The sequence below is a fragment of the Pseudarthrobacter lactosi genome (assembly GCF_055412785.1).
This window is the reverse complement of record NZ_JBVAYS010000002.1, coordinates 198,169-218,893: the sequence shown is the minus strand read 5'-3', so window position 1 is coordinate 218,893 and position 20,725 is coordinate 198,169. Positions and strand designations below refer to the sequence as shown.

Annotated in this window: 21 protein-coding genes and 2 pseudogenes; 10 read left to right on the top strand and 13 right to left on the bottom strand. The window is 64.6% G+C overall.

Going from position 1 to position 20,725, the window contains the following annotated elements:
- Positions 1-240: 240 nt before the first annotated feature.
- Complete coding sequence (locus ACZY0Q_RS10930) at positions 241-561, bottom strand: GYD domain-containing protein (protein ID WP_463916674.1); 321 nt, start codon at positions 559-561, stop codon at positions 241-243.
- Positions 562-767: 206 nt separating this feature from the next.
- Here ACZY0Q_RS10930 and ACZY0Q_RS10925 point away from each other — a divergent pair, with 206 nt between their 5' ends.
- Positions 768-1,523 (top strand): ArsR/SmtB family transcription factor, encoded by a 756-nt coding sequence (locus ACZY0Q_RS10925; RefSeq protein ID WP_463916671.1) that lies wholly within the window; start codon positions 768-770, stop codon positions 1,521-1,523.
- A gap of 164 nt (positions 1,524-1,687) precedes the next feature.
- On the opposite strand, the gene ACZY0Q_RS10920 is transcribed toward ACZY0Q_RS10925, so the two are convergent.
- Together ACZY0Q_RS10920 and ACZY0Q_RS10915 are read right to left on the bottom strand one after the other, a co-directional pair.
- Positions 1,688-2,602 (bottom strand): serine hydrolase, encoded by a 915-nt coding sequence (locus tag ACZY0Q_RS10920; protein ID WP_463916668.1) that lies wholly within the window; start codon positions 2,600-2,602, stop codon positions 1,688-1,690.
- The gene (locus tag ACZY0Q_RS10915; protein ID WP_463916666.1) at positions 2,599-3,483 is read right to left on the bottom strand and encodes a LysR family transcriptional regulator; all 885 of its coding nucleotides are present in this window, start codon (positions 3,481-3,483) and stop codon (positions 2,599-2,601) included. The genes ACZY0Q_RS10920 and ACZY0Q_RS10915 overlap by 4 nt, the downstream gene beginning before the upstream one ends.
- 79 nt (positions 3,484-3,562) lie before the next feature.
- On the opposite strand from ACZY0Q_RS10915, the gene bla reads away from it, so the two are divergent.
- The 5 genes and pseudogenes from bla (at position 3,563) to ACZY0Q_RS10890 (ending at position 6,699) form a co-directional block, all read left to right on the top strand.
- Positions 3,563-4,510, top strand: coding sequence for a class A beta-lactamase (gene bla / locus ACZY0Q_RS10910; protein ID WP_463916664.1), 948 nt, complete (start codon positions 3,563-3,565; stop codon positions 4,508-4,510).
- 451 nt (positions 4,511-4,961) lie between these two features.
- Positions 4,962-5,312, top strand: coding sequence for an ArsR/SmtB family transcription factor (locus tag ACZY0Q_RS10905; protein ID WP_463916662.1), 351 nt, complete (start codon positions 4,962-4,964; stop codon positions 5,310-5,312).
- A pseudogene (locus ACZY0Q_RS10900) lies at positions 5,309-5,773 on the top strand (SRPBCC family protein); the annotation flags it as partial. The gene ACZY0Q_RS10905 and the pseudogene ACZY0Q_RS10900, both read left to right, overlap by 4 nt.
- A 24-nt stretch (positions 5,774-5,797) precedes the next feature.
- The gene (locus tag ACZY0Q_RS10895) at positions 5,798-6,223 is read left to right on the top strand and encodes a VOC family protein (protein WP_463917557.1); all 426 of its coding nucleotides are present in this window, start codon (positions 5,798-5,800) and stop codon (positions 6,221-6,223) included.
- Entirely contained in the window at positions 6,220-6,699 is a 480-nt protein-coding gene (locus ACZY0Q_RS10890) for a mycothiol transferase (protein ID WP_463916660.1), read from the top strand. Before ACZY0Q_RS10895 ends, ACZY0Q_RS10890 begins: the two co-directional genes overlap by 4 nt.
- Before the next feature lie 71 nt (positions 6,700-6,770).
- Here ACZY0Q_RS10890 and ACZY0Q_RS10885 read toward each other — a convergent pair.
- The 4 genes and pseudogenes from ACZY0Q_RS10885 to ACZY0Q_RS10870 form a co-directional block, all read right to left on the bottom strand.
- A pseudogene (locus tag ACZY0Q_RS10885) lies at positions 6,771-6,931 on the bottom strand (ATP-binding protein); the annotation flags it as partial.
- Positions 6,932-7,123: 192 nt separating this feature from the next.
- On the bottom strand, positions 7,124-7,903 hold the full coding sequence (locus tag ACZY0Q_RS10880; RefSeq protein WP_463916659.1) for a carbon-nitrogen hydrolase family protein: 780 nt from the start codon (positions 7,901-7,903) through the stop codon (positions 7,124-7,126).
- Positions 7,904-7,947: 44 nt separating this feature from the next.
- Positions 7,948-9,300: an APC family permease gene (locus ACZY0Q_RS10875; RefSeq protein WP_463916657.1), complete on the bottom strand. Its 1,353-nt coding sequence runs from the start codon at positions 9,298-9,300 to the stop codon at positions 7,948-7,950.
- 9 nt (positions 9,301-9,309) lie between these two features.
- Positions 9,310-10,188 (bottom strand): carbon-nitrogen hydrolase family protein, encoded by an 879-nt coding sequence (locus tag ACZY0Q_RS10870; RefSeq protein WP_463916655.1) that lies wholly within the window; start codon positions 10,186-10,188, stop codon positions 9,310-9,312.
- Between the two features lie 94 nt (positions 10,189-10,282).
- On the opposite strand from ACZY0Q_RS10870, the gene ACZY0Q_RS10865 reads away from it, so the two are divergent.
- Entirely contained in the window at positions 10,283-11,053 is a 771-nt protein-coding gene (locus ACZY0Q_RS10865) for a FadR/GntR family transcriptional regulator (RefSeq protein WP_463916653.1), read from the top strand.
- On the opposite strand, the gene ACZY0Q_RS10860 is transcribed toward ACZY0Q_RS10865, so the two are convergent.
- From ACZY0Q_RS10860 to ACZY0Q_RS10850, 3 genes are all read right to left on the bottom strand, one after another.
- Positions 11,054-12,127: a methyltransferase gene (locus ACZY0Q_RS10860; protein WP_463917555.1), complete on the bottom strand. Its 1,074-nt coding sequence runs from the start codon at positions 12,125-12,127 to the stop codon at positions 11,054-11,056.
- A gap of 696 nt (positions 12,128-12,823) precedes the next feature.
- On the bottom strand, positions 12,824-12,967 hold the full coding sequence (locus ACZY0Q_RS10855; protein WP_463916651.1) for a hypothetical protein: 144 nt from the start codon (positions 12,965-12,967) through the stop codon (positions 12,824-12,826).
- Between the two features lie 47 nt (positions 12,968-13,014).
- On the bottom strand, positions 13,015-13,842 hold the full coding sequence (locus ACZY0Q_RS10850) for a hypothetical protein (RefSeq protein WP_463916648.1): 828 nt from the start codon (positions 13,840-13,842) through the stop codon (positions 13,015-13,017).
- A 99-nt stretch (positions 13,843-13,941) separates the two neighbouring features.
- Here ACZY0Q_RS10850 and ACZY0Q_RS10845 point away from each other — a divergent pair, with 99 nt between their 5' ends.
- Both ACZY0Q_RS10845 and ACZY0Q_RS10840 read left to right on the top strand, forming a co-directional pair.
- Complete coding sequence (locus ACZY0Q_RS10845; protein WP_463916647.1) at positions 13,942-16,608, top strand: PEP/pyruvate-binding domain-containing protein; 2,667 nt, start codon at positions 13,942-13,944, stop codon at positions 16,606-16,608.
- A 28-nt stretch (positions 16,609-16,636) separates the two neighbouring features.
- Entirely contained in the window at positions 16,637-17,233 is a 597-nt protein-coding gene (locus ACZY0Q_RS10840) for a dihydrofolate reductase family protein (RefSeq protein ID WP_463916646.1), read from the top strand.
- A gap of 24 nt (positions 17,234-17,257) precedes the next feature.
- Here the strand turns inward: ACZY0Q_RS10840 and ACZY0Q_RS10835 are convergent, their stop codons facing one another.
- The 3 genes from ACZY0Q_RS10835 to ACZY0Q_RS10825 form a co-directional block, all read right to left on the bottom strand.
- Complete coding sequence (locus ACZY0Q_RS10835) at positions 17,258-18,580, bottom strand: alpha-amylase family protein (protein WP_463916644.1); 1,323 nt, start codon at positions 18,578-18,580, stop codon at positions 17,258-17,260.
- Positions 18,581-19,246: 666 nt separating this feature from the next.
- On the bottom strand, positions 19,247-19,399 hold the full coding sequence (locus ACZY0Q_RS10830) for an LPXTG cell wall anchor domain-containing protein (protein ID WP_463916642.1): 153 nt from the start codon (positions 19,397-19,399) through the stop codon (positions 19,247-19,249).
- A 34-nt stretch (positions 19,400-19,433) separates the two neighbouring features.
- A complete protein-coding gene (locus ACZY0Q_RS10825) occupies positions 19,434-19,838 on the bottom strand; it encodes a VOC family protein (protein WP_463916639.1) in 405 nt (134 codons plus the stop codon).
- 174 nt (positions 19,839-20,012) lie between these two features.
- Between ACZY0Q_RS10825 and ACZY0Q_RS10820 the strand changes: the two genes are divergently transcribed.
- The gene (locus ACZY0Q_RS10820; RefSeq protein WP_463916637.1) at positions 20,013-20,717 is read left to right on the top strand and encodes a peptidoglycan-binding protein; all 705 of its coding nucleotides are present in this window, start codon (positions 20,013-20,015) and stop codon (positions 20,715-20,717) included.
- The last annotated feature ends 8 nt before the right edge of the window (positions 20,718-20,725 follow it).

Here is a 20,725-nt window from a genome sequence, read left to right as displayed (position 1 = left end):
AGCCTATTTCTCCGTGAGCCAGGAAAACCGAAGTTGCGGCGAACCTCAGAAAACGTTGATTGAGTCTTGAGCCGACCTTGATGAAAAATGTCGTAAATTATCAGTTCTATGGTTCTGGGCGAAATCGCTATACGGTTCCGCTTTCGTTGCCGGCTGCCGCAGGTCATCGACATGCGGCAGCCGCCGGACTCGACGTCGAGTCCGGCGGCAGGACCAAGGTGCAGCCGCCGCTGAGCGGAGCTACTGCCCCGGTGCCCGGTAGGACGGTGTTTTCTTCACCGCTTCGTCGACGTCCTCGACAGTCATGAGCGGCTTCAAGCGCACTTCCACATTGCCGGTTGAGTTGATCATCAAGGACAGTGCCGCCGCGGCCGCCTGGTCCGGCACCTCAAAGACGCCGAGGACGTCGGTGTCCCCGAAGGCGTAGTAGAAACACTCGAGCGATCCTCCTACGGAACTGAGCGCCTCCACCAGCGCATCCCGCCGCTTGGTGCCGCCCTCGCGCATAAGTCCCTTGATTCCATCGCCCACATAATTGGCTTCAAACAGATACTTGGTCATGGTTTTTCCTGTCCCGTGATGTCCAGGACGCGGGCATCCCAGCGTGTGCCTGACTTCTAGTCAGAGAGGGTCCTGGGCGGTCCCCGAGTGGGACCGTGGCCATAGCGTAGGCCCACTCCCAGGCACTGACAACAGCCTCAGCAAAACTTCCGGAGAAGCTGACGCAACCCTGGACATGTGACCAATCAGTCACCTATCCTAGAACCATGGACGCCGTGTTCAAGGCCCTCGCCGACCCCACCCGCCGGGACCTCCTCGATGAGCTCTTCCGGGAGGACGGGCAGACCCTCCACGCGCTCGAGGCCCGCTTCGAGATGACCCGCTACGGGGTCATGAAGCACCTCAAGCTGCTGGAGGACGCCGGCCTTGTGGTCACCCGCCGTCGGGGCCGGGAGAAACTCCATTTCCTCAATCCGGTGCCCATCCGCCTGGTCCACGACCGCTGGGTCAGCAAATATGCACAACCATGGGCCGCTGCCCTCAGCGACCTCAAAACCAGATTGGAAAGTCCCATGGAAAAGATCTTCGAAATCTATATCAAGACCACCCCGGAATTGCTCTGGGAAGCCATCACCACCAGCGAGATCCGCAGCAAATACCAGTTCGGCAACAGCATCAAATCGGACTGGACACCGGGGAGCCGCTTCGAAATGGGCAACGTGAAAGCCGGCGGAGCGCTCCTGGGCGAGGGCGAAAACATCGAAGTGGACCCGCCCCGCAAACTCGTCCAGACCATGACCGCGCTCTGGGGCGAGGACGTCAAGGCCGAAGGCACCTCCCGCATCACCTGGGAGATCGAACCCGTGGGCGATTCCTGCCACCTCACCGTCACCCACGACCAACTCCGCGACGGCGCCAACGACCAGCTCTATGGCGGCTGGCCCATGATCCTCTCCGGCCTCAAGACCTGGCTGGAGACCGGCGAAAAGCTCACCACCCCCGGCTCACTCATGTACACCTGAGGGACCGAGCCCTAAGGCGACCTGCGCGCCCAACCCGGGCGCCGCCGTCGCACTCCCCCGCGCTACTTTTCAGGTCCCGCGTGCGCCGCCTTTGCGGCCTCATAGCTGGTGCCGAAGGGCAGCGTGTCCAGCATGGCACCACACAACTCCGGGTGGGTATATGACTAAACGAGTTCGTCGTGGAGAATGCGAGCAGCGTGACCCATCGCCTGCTCCGCCGACGGCTGGATGACGGCCGGCACCCGACTGCGAGTGAGTGCAATAACGACTAGAGTCTCGCCGCCTATGTGTTCGACGACGCCCGCTTCGTGACGAAGATGGACGAAGGAACCCGTTTTCGAATACCAGGCCGATGTATCAGCTGAAAAATCCGGTGCGAGGCGATGTCGGAATACGTTTGCAGCGAGCATCTCGCGCAGAGGTGCCGCCACCGCATTGCCGATGCTTCCGTCCCAGATCTTTTGTAGGAGATCGGCAAGCCCGCGCGCGGTGCCGGCGTTAGCCCGCTCGATGTCCAGTTGGGGCAACGGAGAGGGATGGCCGTGTTTGTCGGCTGAAACGACGAGCGAGTGCACCGTAGCAGCATCGCGGGTTCCGGTTTGGCTCGCGAGCGAGGTATAGAGTTCGCCGATCGGATGACGCAAGACGATGCCGCTCGTGCCGAGGGCTTGGAGCCATTCCGTGACGTCGTGCGGGGAGACGATGCGGAAAATTGCATCCGCGGCCGTGTTGTCGCTGATCTCCATGGCAAGCCGGATGAGATCCCCCACGGCGATCGTCACCGGGTGGGTAAAGCGGGCAATACCGGGACCACCCTGAGATCGGCTCGCGTCATCGATGCGTACCGACAAGCTGAGGTCGAGCCGACCCTGTTGCGCGGCGTCGAGCGCGGCCGCTGCTAGTGGCAGCTTGGCTACGGACGCCAGCGGGAAGGGACGATCGGCGTCAAGTGCGAGCTCGTGTCCCGTGCCGAGGTGACGCACGAGGAGAGATCCCGAGAGTCCCGCGGTCTCGAGCACGTGCGCTGCCCGGCGCAGGGCCCGTGCCCCCGCGCCGGTCTCGTGCGCCGGGACGGTCAAGATTGCCCCCTCCTTACGCCACCGAGCGCCGCAGCGATTTCCCGCCCAAGGATCGGATCGAAGAGCTTCCTGCCGCATGTCGAGCGTGACTCAAGCCGATACGCACGTGCGACTGTCAATTCGCGCACTTCGAACCATTGCAAACGCCACGCGGCCGCCTGCTCCTGCGTACATAGGACCCAATCCTCGCCTGCTAGCGCTCCCGTGAGCGCGCTGACGACGCTTGGGGACTCGTAAACCTGATGCGCTGCCAGCCCAGATTCCGCAGCGGACTCTCGCAACATAGTCAGAAGCTGGGCGGACGCATCCTCCGCCAGAACTGCGATACGCCAAGCCGCTTGTGGCCGCAGGGCGCGGGTCGGACGCAAAGCTGCAAGTGTAAGCGGCCTGGTTCGATCGGTAGCTTGCGCGAGGCCCAGCGGCACCACCCAGTCGGCTCGGGCGGTTTCGACCGGAAGAATAGCGGCATCCGCTTCCCCTAGTCGGAACCGCAAAGAACGCCGCTCCCGGTCGTTTTCCTCGATCTGGAGGTCGGTGCCGGCCCCGAGGGCGCGTAGCCGAAGGGCCGCCCAGAGCGCTGGATCGTGATCGGGTGGTACGAGAAGGCGGACCGTGCCGCGACGATGGGATGCTGCAGCATCGAGGAGCGCGCGTTCGGCGCTCAGAACCGCTTGAGCATGTCCGAGGATTGCGGCGCCGAAGGGCGTGAGACTCACCTGGCGCGTACTCCGCTCGAGCAGCGCTCCGCCGAGATGGACCTCGAGTGCAGCGACTCGCCGACTCACTACGGGCTGGGTCGTCCGTTCATCGTGCGAGGCCGCCGAAAAACTCTGCCGATGAGCGACGGAGACGAATGCACGCGCACAATTGAGGATATCCATCTCTCAATTATGCGGAAAGTACATAAAACTCGTCTTTTCTGGCTTTGAACGCATCAGGGCATTCCCTCAGACTGGCCGCATGGAACCAATTGACGCATCCAGCCCCCAAGACCGGAAATTCGCCCCGACCCGTCGCGGAATCCTCTTGCTAGGCACAGGAGTGCTGGCAACCTCACTGGTCGCCACGGGAAATAGCCCGGGATTCGCCCAGGCGAAGCTGCCCGGGAAGGGGAGCGCCCGTCCGCATCTCGACCGGTCAATCGCCGCCCTCGAATCGGCCAATGGCGTCACGATAGGGATCGCCGCGGGCCGACGGGGACAAACGGCCTATACATACCGTGGGGGTGACACGTTCCCGATGTGCTCTCTCTTCAAGACCCTCGCTGTTGCCCGACTGCTGCGCGACCACGCGTACGATGATGAGTTCTGGAAGCGCCGAATTCTGTTCCGTGAGGATCAGATCGTGGAGAACTCCATAATTTGCGCCGCCGACGAGGACCGGGACATGAGCGTGGAAGAACTCGCCGACGCTGCCCTGCGTTTCAGCGATAACACGGCTGGCAATCTCCTGCTCGAACTCATCGGAGGTCCAATGCAGATAGGCGCCTATGCGCGAACTCTCGGCGCCCCCTTCACACGTCTCGACCGCTGGGAACCGGAGCTCAACGAGGCGCTTCCCGGTGACCTCCGCGATACCAGCACGCCGTCTGATATCCATAAACTCTACGAGGCCCTCTTGCTCGGCGACGCGCTAAGTACACTCGGGCAGGCCCGTCTTCGCAGCTGGATGCTCCGCAACACCACCGCCGGCAAGCGGCTGGGAGCGGCTGTGCCACCTGGAGCTGAACTCGCCGACAAGACAGGCGCCGGCGATTACGGAGTCGTCAATGACGCGGGCGCCGTGTGGCCGGACGGGCGTCCACCGCTAACACTGGCCGTGATGACCAAGACAGACGATCCGGATGCGGTAAACAACAACGAAGTCGTCGCGCGCGTTGGCCAGCTCATTTTCGCGGAACTCCTATAACGGCCGCTAGCCCAACGGGGCGTGTTACCCGTGTACTCACCACCGGACTCGCGATCGGATTCGCCTTCGTTGCCACCGCTCTTGCTCCGTGGCTTGCGACCGATGTCAAACTGCCTTTCAAGCTCTTCGGCGGTCATCGCTTGCCCGCGTTCGATGCGTCAGGTCGTCCAACGAAGGCTCCGCACTTCGGGCGGGTCAGCGCAACACCAATGGCCGTGCTCCGAAGCCGCTCGTACGTCCCCCCAAAGCAAGTGGCCGCACGGTGAAACTTCCGAACAGGGGAACGCCAGCGGACTCCGACGCTGAGAATATCAATCTGATTTGGGTCCACTAGCCGTGGGCAAAGATTGGCGGTCCTTGGCATGGGGTTCACAAATCCAACGAAAATTGACAGCATCAGCGGCCACCCAGTCTTGTATTTGCGCTGATGCGTAATTAGGCTGGGGCGCAAATGGATGAACTGAGTACGATTTTCCTTGCGCTGGCGGATCCCACCCGCCGTGCTCTGCTGGCGCAACTGCAGCAGGGTGAGGCGACGGTGACCGAACTGGCCGCTCCGCACTCAATTAGCGTGCCCTCCGTATCGCGCCACCTGAAAGTGCTCGAGCAGGCCGGGCTGATCACTAAGTCCAAATCGGCCCAGTGGAGGAACTGCCGGCTTCAACCAGCGCCGCTACAAAAGGTTGAGGAATGGATGCGCCCATACCGCGATTTCCTGAGCACACGGCTGGATCGCCTTGACGCTCAGCTCGCCATAAACCCCGATCGCCCCGATGCTCTCACTGAACTGAAGGATAGATGATGACCGACTTCCCGACACAAGATCGAAGCTTCACCCTTACCCGAACTTTGGCTGCATCGCGGCATGCCGTGTTCACAGCTTGGACTGACCCTGAGCATTTGGCTTGGTTCTATAACCCCGACATGCCCACACCCACCACACCCATCGAGGTCGACCTCCGGGTTGGGGGAACGTGGAAACAGCAGATGATCGTCGACGAGAACCTTAGCTATCCCACCGGTGGGATCTACATGGAGATTGTTCCCGACGAACGACTCGTCTTCCGCTGGGGAGCGGTTGGAGGCTGGCCCGAACTCGACGGCGAGAGCGAACTGACTGCCCCTGTTGTCACGGTGCAGCTGACCGACTTGGGCACGGAAACGGAGCTCGTCCTCACAGTTCAGTTTTCTGAGCATCTGGACATCGAAGAGGTACAAAAGCTCATTCTGGGAGGTACCCGGGAGGGCTGGGGTGCCACCATCGATCGGGTCAAGGACAGCACCTCCATGGCCACGGTGACCCATGGGCGCACGGCGGGGCCCCAGATCTATGTCTTTTTCCCGGGAACGGCGCGGGAAGCATTGAACTTTTACGCGGATGTTTTCGGCGGTGAGCTTTCCCTGCACACGTACGAGGACTTCGGCAGGAGCGACGGCGCACCAGAAGCCGTAGCTCATGGAGTGCTCAACGGCGTTGTTGCTCTGGCAGGTTCGGACGCAGCTGAAGGCCAAACAACGGTCCGGCTCGAAGGCATCATGCTCTCGCTGCTGGGAACCGCCGAACCGGCAGTTCTCCATAAGTGGTTCGACAAACTCTCCGTTGACGGGTCGGTGCTCGATCCACTCTCACCAAAGCCGTGGGGCGCCTCTGATGGCCAAGTCATTGATCGTCATGGACTTCACTGGCTTGTCGGATATGAGCCCGCGACATGAGCGACGCCCAATTGCTTGCTCAGCTGGCCAGTGAGCGAAGACATGTTCTTCGAACAGTCGATGGCCTCGAGAACGATGAGATGCGTCGAACCTTAGTCCCGTCCGGCTGGACAATGACGCAGCTGCTCAACCACCTGGCCTTCGACGATGAGATGTTCTGGATATCGGCTGTTCTCGGTGGTGATGACAGGGCAATCGCCGAACTTCACAACGGGTGGGCGTCCGAACCGATGACCGGTGCCGAGGCCGTCAACATCTACAAGCGTGAAATCGCTCGAAGTGATGAGGTCCTTGCGAAGATCGATTTGGATGCCCCTCCCCGCTGGTGGCCTCCAGCCAGCGCATTCGACGCACCACCGATGTCCAATGGGCGTGAGGTCCTGTTTCGCGTGCTCGCTGAGACTTCCGTCCACGCGGGCCACCTCGACATCGTCCGAGAGCTAATGGACGGACATCAGAATCTCGTAGTCGAATAGTCCCGACTTCCGGCCAGCTAAGGCGGCAGCCCGATTTGAGAACACCGACGTATCGTCGCGTTCCCAGTGAGTTAGCTAGCCGCCTGCTGGGCCACCGTATGGGCGAGCCAGTAGGAGTCGGTTCCGGTTTCGATAATGGTTCCTTTAAGGTCAGCCGGTCCACAAGCGCGGCACACAGACGTGGGTCGGTGAAGGTTTTGGTCCAGCCGGAGAAGGATTCGTTGGTGGCGATGGTTGCAGCTGGTCGAGGGCAGGACACAGGTGGGCGTCTTGCGCGGGAGATATAGGACGGGGCTGCACGTGGCCGGAGGACATAGAGCCTGGGCGGGACTTCCCCGCTTATTCGAGGACCCTCATGAGGAACGCGGCTTGAAGCTCCCCCAAGGCGTTCGGACTGAGGCAGAAGTGCCGTAGCGCCACCCGCCTACAACCTCCGCTGCCGGAACATCGGGAACGCCTCCCGCACCCGGGCCACCGCTTCAATCGAAATATCAGCTGCCCGGACGCCAGGTTCGAGTCCGAGATCGGCTTCAACGACGCCCATGGGATCCACCAGAATGCTGCGGCCCACGGAGACCGGCGGGGCCTGGCACACCCCTGCCACGTAGACGGCGTTCTCAATGGCGCGCGCGGCATTCAGCGCCAGCCACTGCTCGGTCTTGTGGGTGCCCGGCACCCAGGACGAACAGACCAGCAGGACCTGGGCGCCGGCGTCGGCCAGTGACCTGGCCAGCTCCGGGAACCGCAGGTCGTAACAGGTCATCAGGCCAAAGCGCGCTCCCCCGGACTCGAACACCACCGGGCTGGTGGACGGACCCGGCTTGATGAACGTCGATTCCCCGAAACCCTGGGCGTCGAACAGGTGGATTTTGCGGTAGAAGGCCAGCGGCTTCCCGTCCGGCCCGAAAGCCACCAGGGTGTTGTAGGCCGTGCCCGGATCCCCGGTCGCTTCCACCACTCCCGCCACCAGCGCGATGCGGTGGCGGCGGGCGGTGCCGGCGAGTTCCTGGCAGATGGGACCGTCCAGCGGCTCGGCCATCTCGGGGAACGACGCGTCCACTTTCTTCTTCTCGTACGTGGCGTATTCCGGGAAGGCGACCAAGGTGGCGCCGTCGGCAGCGGCCTCTCCGGCGAACCGGTCGATCGCGGCAAGGTTGGCCCGGATGTCGGTGCCCGATTCCAGCTGCCCGAGCGCTATCTTCACGGTTCTTCCTCCTCGGTTCAGCGGCCTGGTACAAACTGTCGGGTCTAGGCAGTCGCCTCTACGGTCGCCTTTTCCGTGGCCGTCATTTCCGGCGGTGCCGCCTTGAAACCGCGCGTGATCAAGGCCAGGACCACCACGCCCAGCACGAGCCAGGACACTCCCAGCGTAATGGCGTTGCTGTCCAACTGTGAGAGCAGGTAGGCGCAGACGATGGCTCCCACCACCGGGACCACCACGTAGGAAACGGGGTTCAGCTGGTGCCCGGCACGGCGCTGGCGCACGTAGTGGAACACCACCGAGGCATTGACGAGGGTGAAGGCGGTGAAGGCACCGAAGTTGATGAACGAGGTGGAGGTGGCCACGTCAAGGAAGATCGCGATCAGGCCGACGATGCCGGTGACGATCAGGTTCACCACCGGCGTGTGGAACTTCACGCTGAGCCGGCCGAAGACCGCCCTGGGCAGAACGGAGTCACGGCCCATGGCGTACAGCAGGCGCGAGGCGCTGGCCTGCGCCGCGAGGCCGGACGCGAACTGTGCCACCACCAGGCCGGCAAGGAAGACCGCGCCGAACAGCTGCCCGCCAATCTGCAGCGCGATGGAGCTCGCGGCGGAGGCCGAGTCCTCGAATACCCCGCCCGGGTGGACCAGCTGGGTCACGTAGGACACGGTCACGAAAATGCCGCCGCCGATCAGGGCGATGAGCATGATGGCGCGGGGCATATTCTTGCGCGGTTCAATGGTCTCTTCAGTGAGAGTTGTGACGGCGTCGAACCCCAGGAACGAGTACGCGGCGATGGCTGCGCCTGCGGAGATGGTCGCGAAGCTGGACGTGTCGTTGAAGAACGGCTGAGTGCTGGCCAGGCCGCCGGCACCCTGGGTGGATACCACGTTGCCGATGGACAGCGCCACAAAGAACACGATGACCAGCAGCTGGAACGCCATCAGCACGTAGTTGGCCTTGTCCGCCACCTTGATGCCCAGGATGTTCAGCAGAGTAGTGATGACGATGAAGCCCACAATCCAGACGGCGATGGGGATTCCCGGGAACTGCGCGCTCAGATACGAGCCGCCGATAAGCCAGATGACCATCGGCAGGAACAGGTAGTCCAGCAGGATGGCCCAACCGACGAGGAACCCGACCCGGGGATCGATGGACCTGCGGACGTAGGTGTAGGCGGAACCGGCGACCGGATACGCGATGGCCATCCGGCCGTAGCTGTGGGCCGTGAACAGCATGGCGACGAGTGCCACTAGGTAGGCGGCCGGCGAGGCCCCGCCCGTGGTTTCGGCAATGATGCCAAAGATCCCCAGGACGATGAGTGGGGTCAGGTACGCAAGGCCGAACAGGACCAGGGAGGGCAGTTTCAGCGTGCGGGTGAGCGTGGGAGTTGTCACGGTGTTTCCTTAGGCGTTGAAGGACTGGGGAGCCCAGGTGGCCGGGCTGATCCGGCCCTGGTAAACGGGCAGTTCGACGGCGTCTTCGCCGTCGCGGAACTGGGACCAGGGGCGGTTGAGGTTTTCGGTGCCGTGGGTTCTGACGCGCTCGACGGCGGCAAGGTCCAGTTCCGCGGTGAGCAAGACCGGGGCGTCCTCGGGGGCCTCGGCGAGGGTGTTGCCCTCCGGGTCCACGATGATGCTCTGACCTTTGCCGGTGGGGCCGGCGCAGTTGACGCTGACCACGAAGACCTGGTTCACGATGGCATTGGCCTTGGCTAGTACCAGTTCCTGCCGGCGGTCCGGGGTGGTGGTTTTGACGACGTTGAGGATGACCTCGGCGCCCATCCAGGCGAGCTGGCGGGAAACCTCGGGGAACCACGCGTCGTAGCAGATGTTCAGGCCCACCCTGCCGACGCCGGCCAGGTCCACGGTGGTGAACCGGTCGCCGGGGTCGTAGGGCTCGAAGGGGCGCCAGGGGAAGACTTTCCGGTAGTAGCCGGCAAGCTCTCCCTCCGGGGACAAGACCAGCTGGGTGTTGAACAGCTGCCCTTCCGGTCCGCGCTCGCACACACTGCCCGGGACCAGCCAGATGCCCAGGTCCGCGGCAAGCTGCCGGAGCTCCTTGACCCGTGGGCCGTCCAGCGGCTCGGCCGAAGATTGGAGCATTGCCGTGCGCTGCTGGTCAGGATCGGAATCTCCGAACAGGTGCAGCTCCGGGAAGACCACCAGCCTGCTGTGCGGCTGGACGGCCAGGGCGGCGGCGACCTCGTCCGCGAACGCCGAGACGGGTTCGCCGATGAGCCGCGGCCGGGCTTGGGCGGCGATGAGGGGAAGGATGCGTTGCATGGTGTTCTCCACGTTGGGGATGTGATCTGGACTATATTAGATCAGAATGATCCATTTATGGGAAGAGGGGCAGATGGGCCGTAAAGTAGCGGATATGACCCGTCAGTTGGAAGACACCGCCGACACCTCGCCCATCGGCGCAGGCAGGCTGGCCGGAATCGACCGCCGTAGCGCCATCGACGCCGTGCGGCTGCGGATCGGTATGGCAATTTCGCTTGGGCTGCTGAAACCCGGTGAGCGCCTTCCCGATCAGGAGGACGTGGCCCTGGGTCTCTCGGTCAGCCCGATCACGGCCCGCCGTGCCCTGGCGAGCCTGGCGGAGCAGGGCGTCGTGGTCCGCCGCCGCGGCCGGGCCGGTGGAACGTTTGTTGCGGATGAGCCTCCGCAGAGCGTGCTGGCCGAACTCTCGGCTTCGCCGGCTGAGTCCCGGGCCGTGAACCGGCTGGTGGATCGGCGGCTGCTGTTCGAATGCGCCGTCACGCAGTACGCGACACTCAACGCCACGGCTGAACAGCTAGATGAGCTCGACCGGCTGACCCGCGACATGGCTGGATCCGCGGACTGGTCCGACTACCACCAGGCGGACGAGCGTTTCCATCAGCTGGTGGGAACGGCGTCAGGCCTAGGTACCGCCGTGGAGGCGTACCACGAGACGCTGGCGGAGCTCTACGCCTACTTCATCCCCTACCCCATCGAACTGCTGCACGAATCGAACTGCGACCACGTCGCGCTGGTGGCAGCCCTGCGTGCCGGTCGTGTCCAGGACGCGGTGGAGGTCTCCCGCAAACACGTGGACATCCTTCACCGGACGATGTTCATGGGCCTGACGGACGGCGGAGAGGCCTCGTTGCGGCGAAGCCTGTGACTACCGGGGAACAAGCCGCCACAGGGACGTGACCTCGGCCGCGCGCGCCTCGAACAGAGGATCGTCGCGGTCCGAGGCCTTCGGATGCGTGGGCTTGGTGTCGAGCCGTTCCACTACCATCAGCCCTGCCGCCTCGATGGCGGCCAGCAGATCGTCACGCGAGCGCAGGCCAAGGTGCTCGGCCAGGTCGGAGAGGACAAGCCAGCCCTCACCGCCCGGCTCCAGGTGGCCGGAGAGTTCGTTCAGGAAGCGGAACAGCATCCTGCTCCCGGGGTCGTATACGGCGCTGTCCAGGCTGGAATGCGGTGTGGCTGGAATCCAGGGCGGATTGCACACAATGAGCGGGGCCCGTCCGGGCGGGAACATGTCGGTCAGGACAGCCTCGGCACGGTCCTGGACACCGAGGTTCCGGAAATTCTCACCGGCGCAGGCGATGGCACGCGGTTCATTGTCCGTCGCCACCACGCGGTGGACGCCACGTCGCGCGAGGACGGCTGCGAGCACCCCGGTGCCGGTGCCGACGTCGAACGCCAGCGTGTCAGCGGGCAGCGGAGCGGCGGCGACCAGGTCCACATACTCACTCCGGGTGGGGAAGAAAGTGCCATAGTGCGGGTGGATGCGGCCCTGCAGCGCATCGACGTAGACGCCATTCCGTCGCCACTCATGGGCGCCAATTGCCCCGACAAGCTCATGCAGGGACACAACGGAAGCGTCCCCGATATCGCCGTACGCTTCAGCGGCAGCCTCACTGATATCCGGTGCGCGGCGCAGCGGCACCACCGGGCCCGGATCAAGGGGAATCAGCAGCAGGCCGAGAATGCGTGCGCGGTGCGAGCGGGACTGGCGATGCCGATAGAACTTTTCAGCAGGGGTTCCTGTGATCTTCTTTCCTGCGCCTATCCGCCGGTCCAGGGCGTTGAGGACCTGCCGCGCGTTGTGGAAGTCACCGTGCCAGAGCATCGCAACCCCCTGTGACGCCATCCGGTATGCCTCATCGGCCGTGAGCGAGTCGGTGACCACTTCGACCCGCCTGGGCGCCGGTCTGCCGTTCGCCGAACGCCACCTCGCACTCATACTGGCACCAGCTTCGGCCCAGGTCACGACGGCGGGATCATCCACCGCTGCTGTGCGCGCGGGCTGCAGGGCCGACGTCGGGAGTCCCACGGGAGCTGGCATGTCGGTACTGATAAATGATCCATTCCAAGAATCCGGGGGCGGATCGGAGACTGACGATTGCGCGGCGATTCCACAACGTGCATTGTCAGGATACAGGGGTGCCGTGGCCGCCACCCGCCGTCCAGCCTGCCTAGGTCCCGGCCGGAAGCTGCCGGTTGTCGCCGGTAGCCGGAAGCGGCAAAATTAGTAAGTGCACTGACGGATTCGGCACTACAATTAATCATGGACACGATCCCGGCGGTTATCCTCATTTTCGGGGTAGCGTTCGTCTGGCTGGGCGTGCCCGTGGTGGTTATTCTTCGCTCCCGGCGCCGCAGGGGTGCACCGAGGCCGGTGCGTCCAACGGCGCATCCCGCTGATCAGGCTCACCACCCTGCCGGCGTGCGCTGGCGCCGCCTCGGCCGGATCGCGGACCAGAACAGTGGAACTCCGGTGAGGCGCCGCAGCATGAAACTTCGGAAGGTTCACGGTAAGGGCCTACCCCTATAGCCGCCTCTTGTGCCGCCCGCACGGAGGTTTCGACAAGCTCAACCACCGGGATGCAAGCTCAACCACCGGGATGCAACCTCAACCACCGAGCTGCAGGCCGATGCGTCAGGACACCCTGCGGAATTCCCCGGGCCGGAGCTGGACGTGGATGGGCAGCACCAGCTGGATGTGGGTGTCGCCGATGGGCTTGTCGAGCAGCTCGTTAATCGAGGTCTGCCCTTCCAACTCGGTGTGCTGGTTTTTGCCCATGTATCGAGCTTATGTGCGCCACCGCTGGAGGGAATCCAAAGACACGGCTACGCGGCTGGAACGAGCTTGTAGGCGTAGCGGGCGTCCACGCCACCGGCAGGGCTCATTCTCACGTCCGCTCCCTCAGTGGGCAGCAGCACCGGCGCCCTGAACACCTGACCGTCGCACGGGACCTGCACAATGGCGAGAACTTCAGCACCCGCCGCAGTGGCCACCGACAGTTCCGCCGCTGGTGGTCCTGCGCAGACGAAGCGGAGTTCGTACTGGCCCGGTTTGGCCATGAGAGTCCCGGTGGTGGGTGTGTTGGCCCTGTTGGCACCACTCAACTCGCCGGGTAAATGCGGTTGCAGCTGCTTCGATGACCACTCTCCAAAATCCGCCATCTCTGAGGTGCGCGGGTCTGCGTTCGTCTCCACCTTGACGCCCGTTGCAGCCGGCCTGCCCGTCGGCGGGACCGCGCTGATGGTGACGGGCCCGCCGGGGTGCCTCAGGAACCGGTCCAGCGGGGCGTCGCACTCAAATCTCATCTCTTCCGGTATGCCGTCGCTTTTCACGACAGTGAGCTTGGCCCCGTAAACCCCGGCACATGCACCCGTGACCATGTAGTCCCCCGGCGCCAGAACTAGGGAAAGCTTCCCGGCGGGCTCTGCGTCGGACGGCATGCCGGGATCCGACGCCGGTGCCCCGAGCAGACGCGCCACTTCACCGGCGTTTTCCGCAAAGGACCGCGGCTCCGGTGCTGCTGCCGGTGTGGATGGTGGCTCCGGTCGCTCATCCGGGCCGCTGTACTCACAGCCCGCAAGCGCAACGACGAGTGCGGCCACAACCAGCAGGACTCTTCCACGCCGAGTCTGCATCCCCCAAAGAGCTGACATGCCTCCGAGTCTATGGCCTCTTGCCTGCGGCAGTGCGAGTATGTTGAGCATCAGGTTCGCTGCAGGCGCCCCCAACCCGGGCAGTAAGGACGCGCGCTCATGACCTATGTCAACAGCTTGGCGGATGTGGGAGCAGGTGACATCTCCTTGGCAGGCGGCAAAGCCGTGGGACTGGGCGGCCTCATCCACGCCGGGCTGCCGGTCCCCCCGGGATTTGTGCTGAACACTGCAGCCTATTCTCACTTTGTGGAAGCCAACCACCTGGAGGCCGGCATCCAGGAACTGGCAAGCGTGCCGCCGGATGCGTCGCCACGGGACTACGAGGACGCCTCGGAGCAGATCCGAGCCCTGTTCACAGGTGGCACCATGCCGGCCGAGATCGCAGCGGAACTCGCCGCTGCCTACGGGCATCTCGGCGGACGTCTCGACGGCGGGGATGCGGCTGTTGCAGTGCGCTCCTCCGCCACGGCCGAGGACCTCGCCTCCGCCAGCTTCGCCGGGCAACAGGAAACGTACCTGAATGTCCGCGGGCCCGCGGCCTTGTCCGTGGCCGTGATCGAATGCTGGGCTTCGCTGTGGACGGCGCGGGCCATGGCATACCGGGCCCGTGCAGGCATCGGACCTTGCTCGGTTCGCCTCGCCGTCGTGGTCCAGAGAATGGTCCCGGCCGATGCAGCTGGGGTCATGTTCACCGCCAACCCGGCCAACGGGCGCCGCGACCAGACGGTGATCAGTGCCGCGTGGGGCCTCGGCGAGTCAGTGGTCAGCGGTACGGTCACCACGGATGACGTGATTGTCGACGCCGGGACGGGTTCCGTGCTGTCGCGACAAACCGCCGACAAGGCGGTCATGACTGTCTATGCCGAGCACGGCACCCGGGAGCAGCCGGTGCCGGCCGAGCGCCGTCGTCGGCCCGTTCTTGACGACAGTGCCGCAGCCGCGCTCGCCGGGTATGGCACACGGAGTGCGGATCATTTCGGGGCGCCGCAGGACATCGAGTGGGCGCGGGCCGGTGACCGGTTCTTCATCCTGCAGTCCCGGGCCATCACCGCGCTGCCCGAACCGGCGGCCGACACCCCGGAAACCTGGCCAGTGCCCTTCCCCAAGGCGATGTACTTCCGGGCGAGCATCGTGGAACAGCTGCCCGACCCGCTCTCGCCACTGTTTGCCGACCTCATTGACGGCTCGGTGTCCCGCTCGCTGAGAGCCTTGATGAACGAGGCCGTGGGCACGAACGTCATCCGCGAGGACGACGTTGGCCTACCCACCATCAACGGCTACGCCTATTACTACTACCGCACCTCGGGAATGTGGCGGGTGATGGGAAAGGCACTGACGGCGGTGCGCGCGCTGGTCCGCGGCCAGGCGCACATGGGCGTGGCCGGCTGGCGCGAATTTTCGCATCCCCGGTACGAACAGGCGATCAAGGACTGGTCCACGAAGCCGGTCACCGAGCTCTCCGGTGCGCAACTGCTGGAAGGTGTGCAGGCGCTGCTGGACGCCGGCACCGTGTACTACACAGCCGTGCAGTCCATCATTCCGCTCGCCGCCACCAGCGAACTCTCGTTCCGGGCGTACTACGACAAGTTCGTCCGGCGAGCCGACGATCCCCCCGCCGTGACGTTTATCCTCGGCTACGACAGCGAACCGATCCGGGCGGAGAAGTCGCTGTACGACCTCGCCTCCTGGGTCCGCGGCGTCCCCGGGCTCGCCTCCGCGATCCTCCATGAACCGACGACGGCGTTGGCCGAGTCCCAGCGCACGGGATTCCCGCCTGCCGGGTTCGCAGAGTCGTTGTGGCAGCTGTGGCGTCTTCGCTTCCAGGACCACCTCGGCCGGTTCGGCCACGCGGTCTACAACCTGGACTTCGCCAGCCCGGTACCGGCCGACGATCCGTCAGCGCTGCTGGACGCGGTGAAGTTCTACCTGCGCGGGCAGGGCAATGACCCCCATGAGCGGCAACGGCTGTCCGCTGACCGCAGGGAGATCGAAACCGGACGGATCAGCAGCCGGCTGGGGCCGCGCCGTCGGGCCGCGTTCCTCCGTCTGCTCCGGTGGGCACAGAACACCGGACCGATCCGCGAGGACGCGCTTGCCGACGTCGGCCTGGCCTGGCCGCTGCTGCGGCGGATGCTGCTTGAGCTCGGGCAGCGGCTGGTGGACGCCGCCGTCATCGCCGAGCCCGCCGATGTGTTCTGGCTGCGCCACCAGGAGCTGCGCAGCGCCGTCGAGTTTGGGCTGGCCGCGCCGGGAGCCCCGGAGGTGGCAATTGCCGGAGCCTCCCAGCCTGTCCGCGCCGCCGCAGTCGAGGAGCGCAAGATGCTGTGGCGGGGCCAGGTGAAGGCCGCCGCCCCGCAAATGCTGCCGGAGAGCCGGTGGATGGAAAAGGCTTTCGGGTCCATGATGCCCGCAGGTTCGCAGCACCAAACCGGTGACGTCATCAAAGGCACCGGCGCGAGCTCGGGCCGGGTCACCGCTCCGGCCCGCGTCCTCCGCGGACCCCAGGACTTCGCCCTGATGCAGCCCGGAGAGGTGCTCGTCGCACGCATCACCACTCCCGCCTGGACCTCGCTGTTCGCGATGGCCTCCGCCGTGGTAACCGACGTCGGAGGCCCGTTAAGCCACAGCTCCATCGTGGCCCGGGAGTACGGCATTCCCGCCGTTCTCGGCACCGGGGTGGCCACCCAGCGGCTCGCCAGCGGCCAGCTGATCCGCGTGGACGGCGACGCCGGCACCGTCACGATCGAGCATCCCAGCCCTACCTAGGGGCCGCACCGGGTGGCATGATGGGCGCATGAGCCGAGTCACGTGCGATCTGACCATCTCCCTCGACGGCTTCCTCGCCGGCCCGAACCAAAGCCTTGCGGAGCCGCTGGGCGAAAACGGAGAGCTCCTGCACCGGTGGCAGTTTGAGGAACCCGAGGCCAACGCCGCGGCGATCGAAGGCATCCTCGCGGCGGGCGCCTTCATCATGGGACGGAACATGTTCGCCGGTCCCGGTCCCGGCGCGTGGGATGAGGACTGGCGGGGCTGGTGGGGCGAGGAGCCGCCGTATCACGCACCGGTGTTCGTCCTCACCCACCAGCCACACGCGCCCCTGGAGATGCAGGGCGGCACCACGTTCAACTTCGTGACCGACGGGATCGAATCGGCGCTGGCCCAGGCGCGGGAGGCCGCCGGCAGCAAGGACGTGGCCATTGCCGGCGGAGCGGAGACCGCCCGGCAATACCTCTCGGCAGGGCTGATGGACGAACTGCGGCTCCACATCTCACCCATGATCCTGGGAGCAGGCGAACGGCTGCTCGACGGCGTCGGCAACGTCACGCTTGAGCCGACCGAAGTGAGCGGTACCGGCCTCGTGACGCACGTGCGGTATCGAGTGGTCCGCTAGATAGGGCGTCCTCCCGCAGCTGGCTCAGCCCAGGACGGCCCACCCCCGCGGTGGCACCAGGACGGCGTTCGCACCGTCATCGAGTGTCGCCTGTCCGGCTACGACGGTAGTGGCGCCCGCGGCGCTGATCAGCTGGGTGTCGTGCGAGAGGTTCAGTGCGACCACGAGCGCATCGGCGCCAACCGCGACGCGGTATGCAAGCACCTCGTTGGAGAGCTGGAGGACATCCGTGGTCGCACGGTGCAGCCATGGGTTCCGCCTCCGAACCCCGATGAGCTCGTGGTGTACGGCGAAGATGGGTCCTCCCACGGCCGAGAGCTGGTCGGGGGAGGACGGGAAGAGCGGCCTCACATCGTCGTCGCCCCCTGCCCTGTCCTCCTTGACGCCCCGGTAGCCCTGCTCGTCGCCGTAGTAGATGGACGGCGTTCCGCCGACCGTGAGCAGGACGACGACGGCGTGCGGTACGAGCGCCGCATCGGTGAGCTTGCTCGCGATGCGGGTGACGTCGTGGTTGCCGATGAAGGTGAGCGGTGCATAGGAGCGCAGGAGTGCGTTGTGTCGTTCTAATGCAGCTGCGAGTTCGAAGAAGTTCGCGTCGTTTAGCGAACTCCAGACAGCCTTCCAGAGCTCGTATTGCGTGGCGGAATCCAGGCCGCCGGACCGGACCTCTGATGCATAGTCGCCGTGGATGTACTCACCCACGAAGTACGCATCCGGATGGGATGACCGGACGCGTGCCGTGACCGGGGCCCAGAACGACGACGGGACGGCGTAGGCGGCGTCGAGTCGCCAGCCGTCCGCACCCCGGCGCAACCAGTGCTCCATGACTTCAACGACAAAATCAGCGACGGCCGGCTCGTCATGGTTGAGCGCCACGAGGTGGTGGTGGCCCTCGAAGTCGCGATACGCGGGTTCGGCCCCGGGAGCGGCACCGTCGGGCCACTCCAGCGAGAACCAGGAGGCGGTGTCCGCCTCCGGCCCGCGTGCGAGGACATTCTGGAACGGCGCGAAGGAGCGACCGGTGTGGTTGAAGACGCCGTCGAGCAGTATGCGCAGTCCGCGGCGGTGTGCCTCTGCCACCAGGGTGTCGAAGTCCTGCTCGGATCCGAGCCGCGGATCGATACGGAAGTAATCCGTGGTGTCGTACCCGTGCGTCTCCGACGCGAAGATGGGGCCGAGGGCCAGCCCCGACGCCCCGAGTTCCACCGCGTAGTCGAGCCACGGGACAAGGTCCAGCAACCGGTGGTCAGCGGCGGGTTCCGGCGTCGCGGTCTTCTCCGCGCCGACGAAGCCGAGCGGATAAACCTGCCACCAGATGGCGTGCTGGACCCAGTCAGGTTCGTTCATGGCGATGATGCCCTTCCGTCCGTTCCCGGCCGCCCGGGAAGGGCGGCAGGCTGGCCCGGGCGGGGCCGGCGTCCCGTCTAGCCTATATTGACCAGGAGGCGGCGCCCGGAGGTGGCGCCCGGGTGGACTCACACTAGTGAAAGGGAAGCCCTGTGCCTTGTTGGAAAGGCAACACTCCTTGTGCGGGGTTCATGGTGAACCAATCGCCGCCCTGCTCGGTCGCAAAGATGATGACCCTCTGAGCAGGATCGAGCGGATCGCCGTCCGGGTAGGACTCTCCTCCAGTGCACGTCGGGGGCATGGAGGAGATGCGAAGGTTCCCATCTCCGGGATCCCCTTTGAGTACCTGCTCGACTTCCACAAGGTGGGTCGTGGCCATGTGACCGTAAATGCTGGCCTCACCGGCCCGGCTTACAGGCCTTCCGATGAGCACCACGCCGGCCTTGTCATATTGGTCTTGAGGGGTCTCGAACCGGACCCACTCAACGCACGCGAAGGGGCCGGCGCTTGGAACGAGACTGCTGGTAGAACCAAGGATTGAGCCTGTGGAGTTCGGCGTGGGTTCCGCAGATCCCGGTCCGCCCGTCAGCTTTTCGCCGCACGACGTCAGCACCATGGTGAGAAGCAGGCAGGGAGCTATCCATCGCCACAACCGAATGCGTTTCGTCAGGCGTTGGACTTCCGCTTCACCCAGCCCCATACGCCCGTAGCGACAAACAGGATGAGGCCGATGATTGCCAGCCAAATAAGGCCCTTCACGGCAAAGCCAACGATCGAAAGAACAAGCCAGATGACCAGAAGCCCAATTATTAGTCCCATAGCGGCATCCTACGCCCCCGCTGGATCCGGCCGTCTATAACGCGGGCTCGTTCAGGTGTGCATCCCGGACGTCCGGTGATATTGCGCCCTGGATGACCCAGCGGTTGCCATCCGGGTCAGCAAAGTGCGAGAACTGCACTCCCCCCATGTCCTGTATTTCGCTGACGTCGGCGCCACGGCGGACGAGCTCAGCATGGACCGCACCAATGTCGGGTACCACAAGCTGCAGCCCCTCGAGGCTGCCCGGCGTCATGCTGGTCATTCCTGTGCCTATGACGATAGAGGCAGCCGAACCTGGCGGCGTCAGCTGCACGACGCGCATGCCAGGGATGTGCTCCACATCGTGGTCAAGGACAAAGCCCAACTTCTCCGTATAGAACGACTTCGACCTGTCGACATCGGCCACGGGTACTTGGACAACTTCAAGGCGCATCTCCATGCGCCTCAGAGTACCGCCCCCGGATGTGACGTTGGCAAGAACCACACAATAATGTGCTTCGCCCAGGGATACCGAAAGATGATCATCATGCTTACTATTGACTGGCGTTAGGCACATCGATGTAGCGACTGCTCACTGGGGGCAGCGGCGACCGTGCCGGAACTGGAGTTTCGCATGAGCACTGAACAGGGACTAAGCCCGCTGAGCGACGAAGAACTGATGGCACAAGGCGGCACGGCACTCCCCGACAAGGAAGTTGCCTCCGTCCTGGACCTGAACGCCGATTTGGACCTGGGCATCAACGCCGCGGCGCCCATCGATCTCGCTGTCGCGGCCAACGCCAACGTCGCAGCCCCGATCGACGCGGCTGCCTCCGCAAACATCCTCTCCTTCGGATCCGAGGCCCAGGCCCTCGCCGACCAGGGAGTCATCATCGACCAGGGCATCACTGCCGACGCTACAGCTGACTCCACGCAGGACAGCATCATTGACCAGGGCACCGATACAGCAGCCGGTGAGGACGGAACCGCGGATAGCGGCACCCCCGCAGACGGCAGCACCGACGGCGGACTCCTGCCCGGCGACGGCGCACTTCCGGATGTTGGAGCGGTGCCCGTGGATCCTTCTGCGGCCCTGGACGGGGACCTCCTGAACGTCAATGTGGACCTCGCTGCCGACGCCGACATCGCGGCCCCGATCAACGGTGCCGTTGCTGCCAACGCCAACGTTGCCGCACCGATCGACGCGGCTGTTGCAGCGAACATCGGTTCCATCGACAGCGACGCTTTCGCTGTGGCCCAGCAGGACGCCATCATCAGCCAGCACATCGACGGCGAAGCCACCGCTTCTGCCGATCAGCAGTCCGATCTCCGGCAGTAGTCCGGGCA

What these genes read in the sequence shown, in the direction of transcription:
- ACZY0Q_RS10870 (WP_463916655.1), bottom strand. Translation starts at nt 10,188, where the DNA reads ATGCAACGCATCCTTCCCCTCATCGCCGCCCAAGCCCGGCCGCGGCTC.
- ACZY0Q_RS10850 (WP_463916648.1), bottom strand. Translation starts at nt 13,842, where the DNA reads ATGTCAGCTCTTTGGGGGATGCAGACTCGGCGTGGAAGAGTCCTGCTG.
- ACZY0Q_RS10835 (WP_463916644.1), bottom strand. Translation starts at nt 18,580, where the DNA reads ATGAACGAACCTGACTGGGTCCAGCACGCCATCTGGTGGCAGGTTTAT.
- ACZY0Q_RS10890 (WP_463916660.1), top strand. Translation starts at nt 6,220, where the DNA reads ATGAGCGACGCCCAATTGCTTGCTCAGCTGGCCAGTGAGCGAAGACAT.
- ACZY0Q_RS10820 (WP_463916637.1), top strand. Translation starts at nt 20,013, where the DNA reads ATGAGCACTGAACAGGGACTAAGCCCGCTGAGCGACGAAGAACTGATG.
- ACZY0Q_RS10845 (WP_463916647.1), top strand. Translation starts at nt 13,942, where the DNA reads ATGACCTATGTCAACAGCTTGGCGGATGTGGGAGCAGGTGACATCTCC.
- ACZY0Q_RS10925 (WP_463916671.1), top strand. Translation starts at nt 768, where the DNA reads ATGGACGCCGTGTTCAAGGCCCTCGCCGACCCCACCCGCCGGGACCTC.
- ACZY0Q_RS10930 (WP_463916674.1), bottom strand. Translation starts at nt 561, where the DNA reads ATGACCAAGTATCTGTTTGAAGCCAATTATGTGGGCGATGGAATCAAG.
- ACZY0Q_RS10915 (WP_463916666.1), bottom strand. Translation starts at nt 3,483, where the DNA reads ATGGATATCCTCAATTGTGCGCGTGCATTCGTCTCCGTCGCTCATCGG.
- ACZY0Q_RS10865 (WP_463916653.1), top strand. Translation starts at nt 10,283, where the DNA reads ATGACCCGTCAGTTGGAAGACACCGCCGACACCTCGCCCATCGGCGCA.
- ACZY0Q_RS10860 (WP_463917555.1), bottom strand. Translation starts at nt 12,127, where the DNA reads ATGAGTGCGAGGTGGCGTTCGGCGAACGGCAGACCGGCGCCCAGGCGG.
- ACZY0Q_RS10905 (WP_463916662.1), top strand. Translation starts at nt 4,962, where the DNA reads ATGGATGAACTGAGTACGATTTTCCTTGCGCTGGCGGATCCCACCCGC.
- ACZY0Q_RS10830 (WP_463916642.1), bottom strand. Translation starts at nt 19,399, where the DNA reads ATGGGACTAATAATTGGGCTTCTGGTCATCTGGCTTGTTCTTTCGATC.
- ACZY0Q_RS10855 (WP_463916651.1), bottom strand. Translation starts at nt 12,967, where the DNA reads ATGGGCAAAAACCAGCACACCGAGTTGGAAGGGCAGACCTCGATTAAC.
- ACZY0Q_RS10825 (WP_463916639.1), bottom strand. Translation starts at nt 19,838, where the DNA reads ATGGAGATGCGCCTTGAAGTTGTCCAAGTACCCGTGGCCGATGTCGAC.
- ACZY0Q_RS10895 (WP_463917557.1), top strand. Translation starts at nt 5,798, where the DNA reads ATGGCCACGGTGACCCATGGGCGCACGGCGGGGCCCCAGATCTATGTC.
- ACZY0Q_RS10840 (WP_463916646.1), top strand. Translation starts at nt 16,637, where the DNA reads ATGAGCCGAGTCACGTGCGATCTGACCATCTCCCTCGACGGCTTCCTC.
- bla (WP_463916664.1), top strand. Translation starts at nt 3,563, where the DNA reads ATGGAACCAATTGACGCATCCAGCCCCCAAGACCGGAAATTCGCCCCG.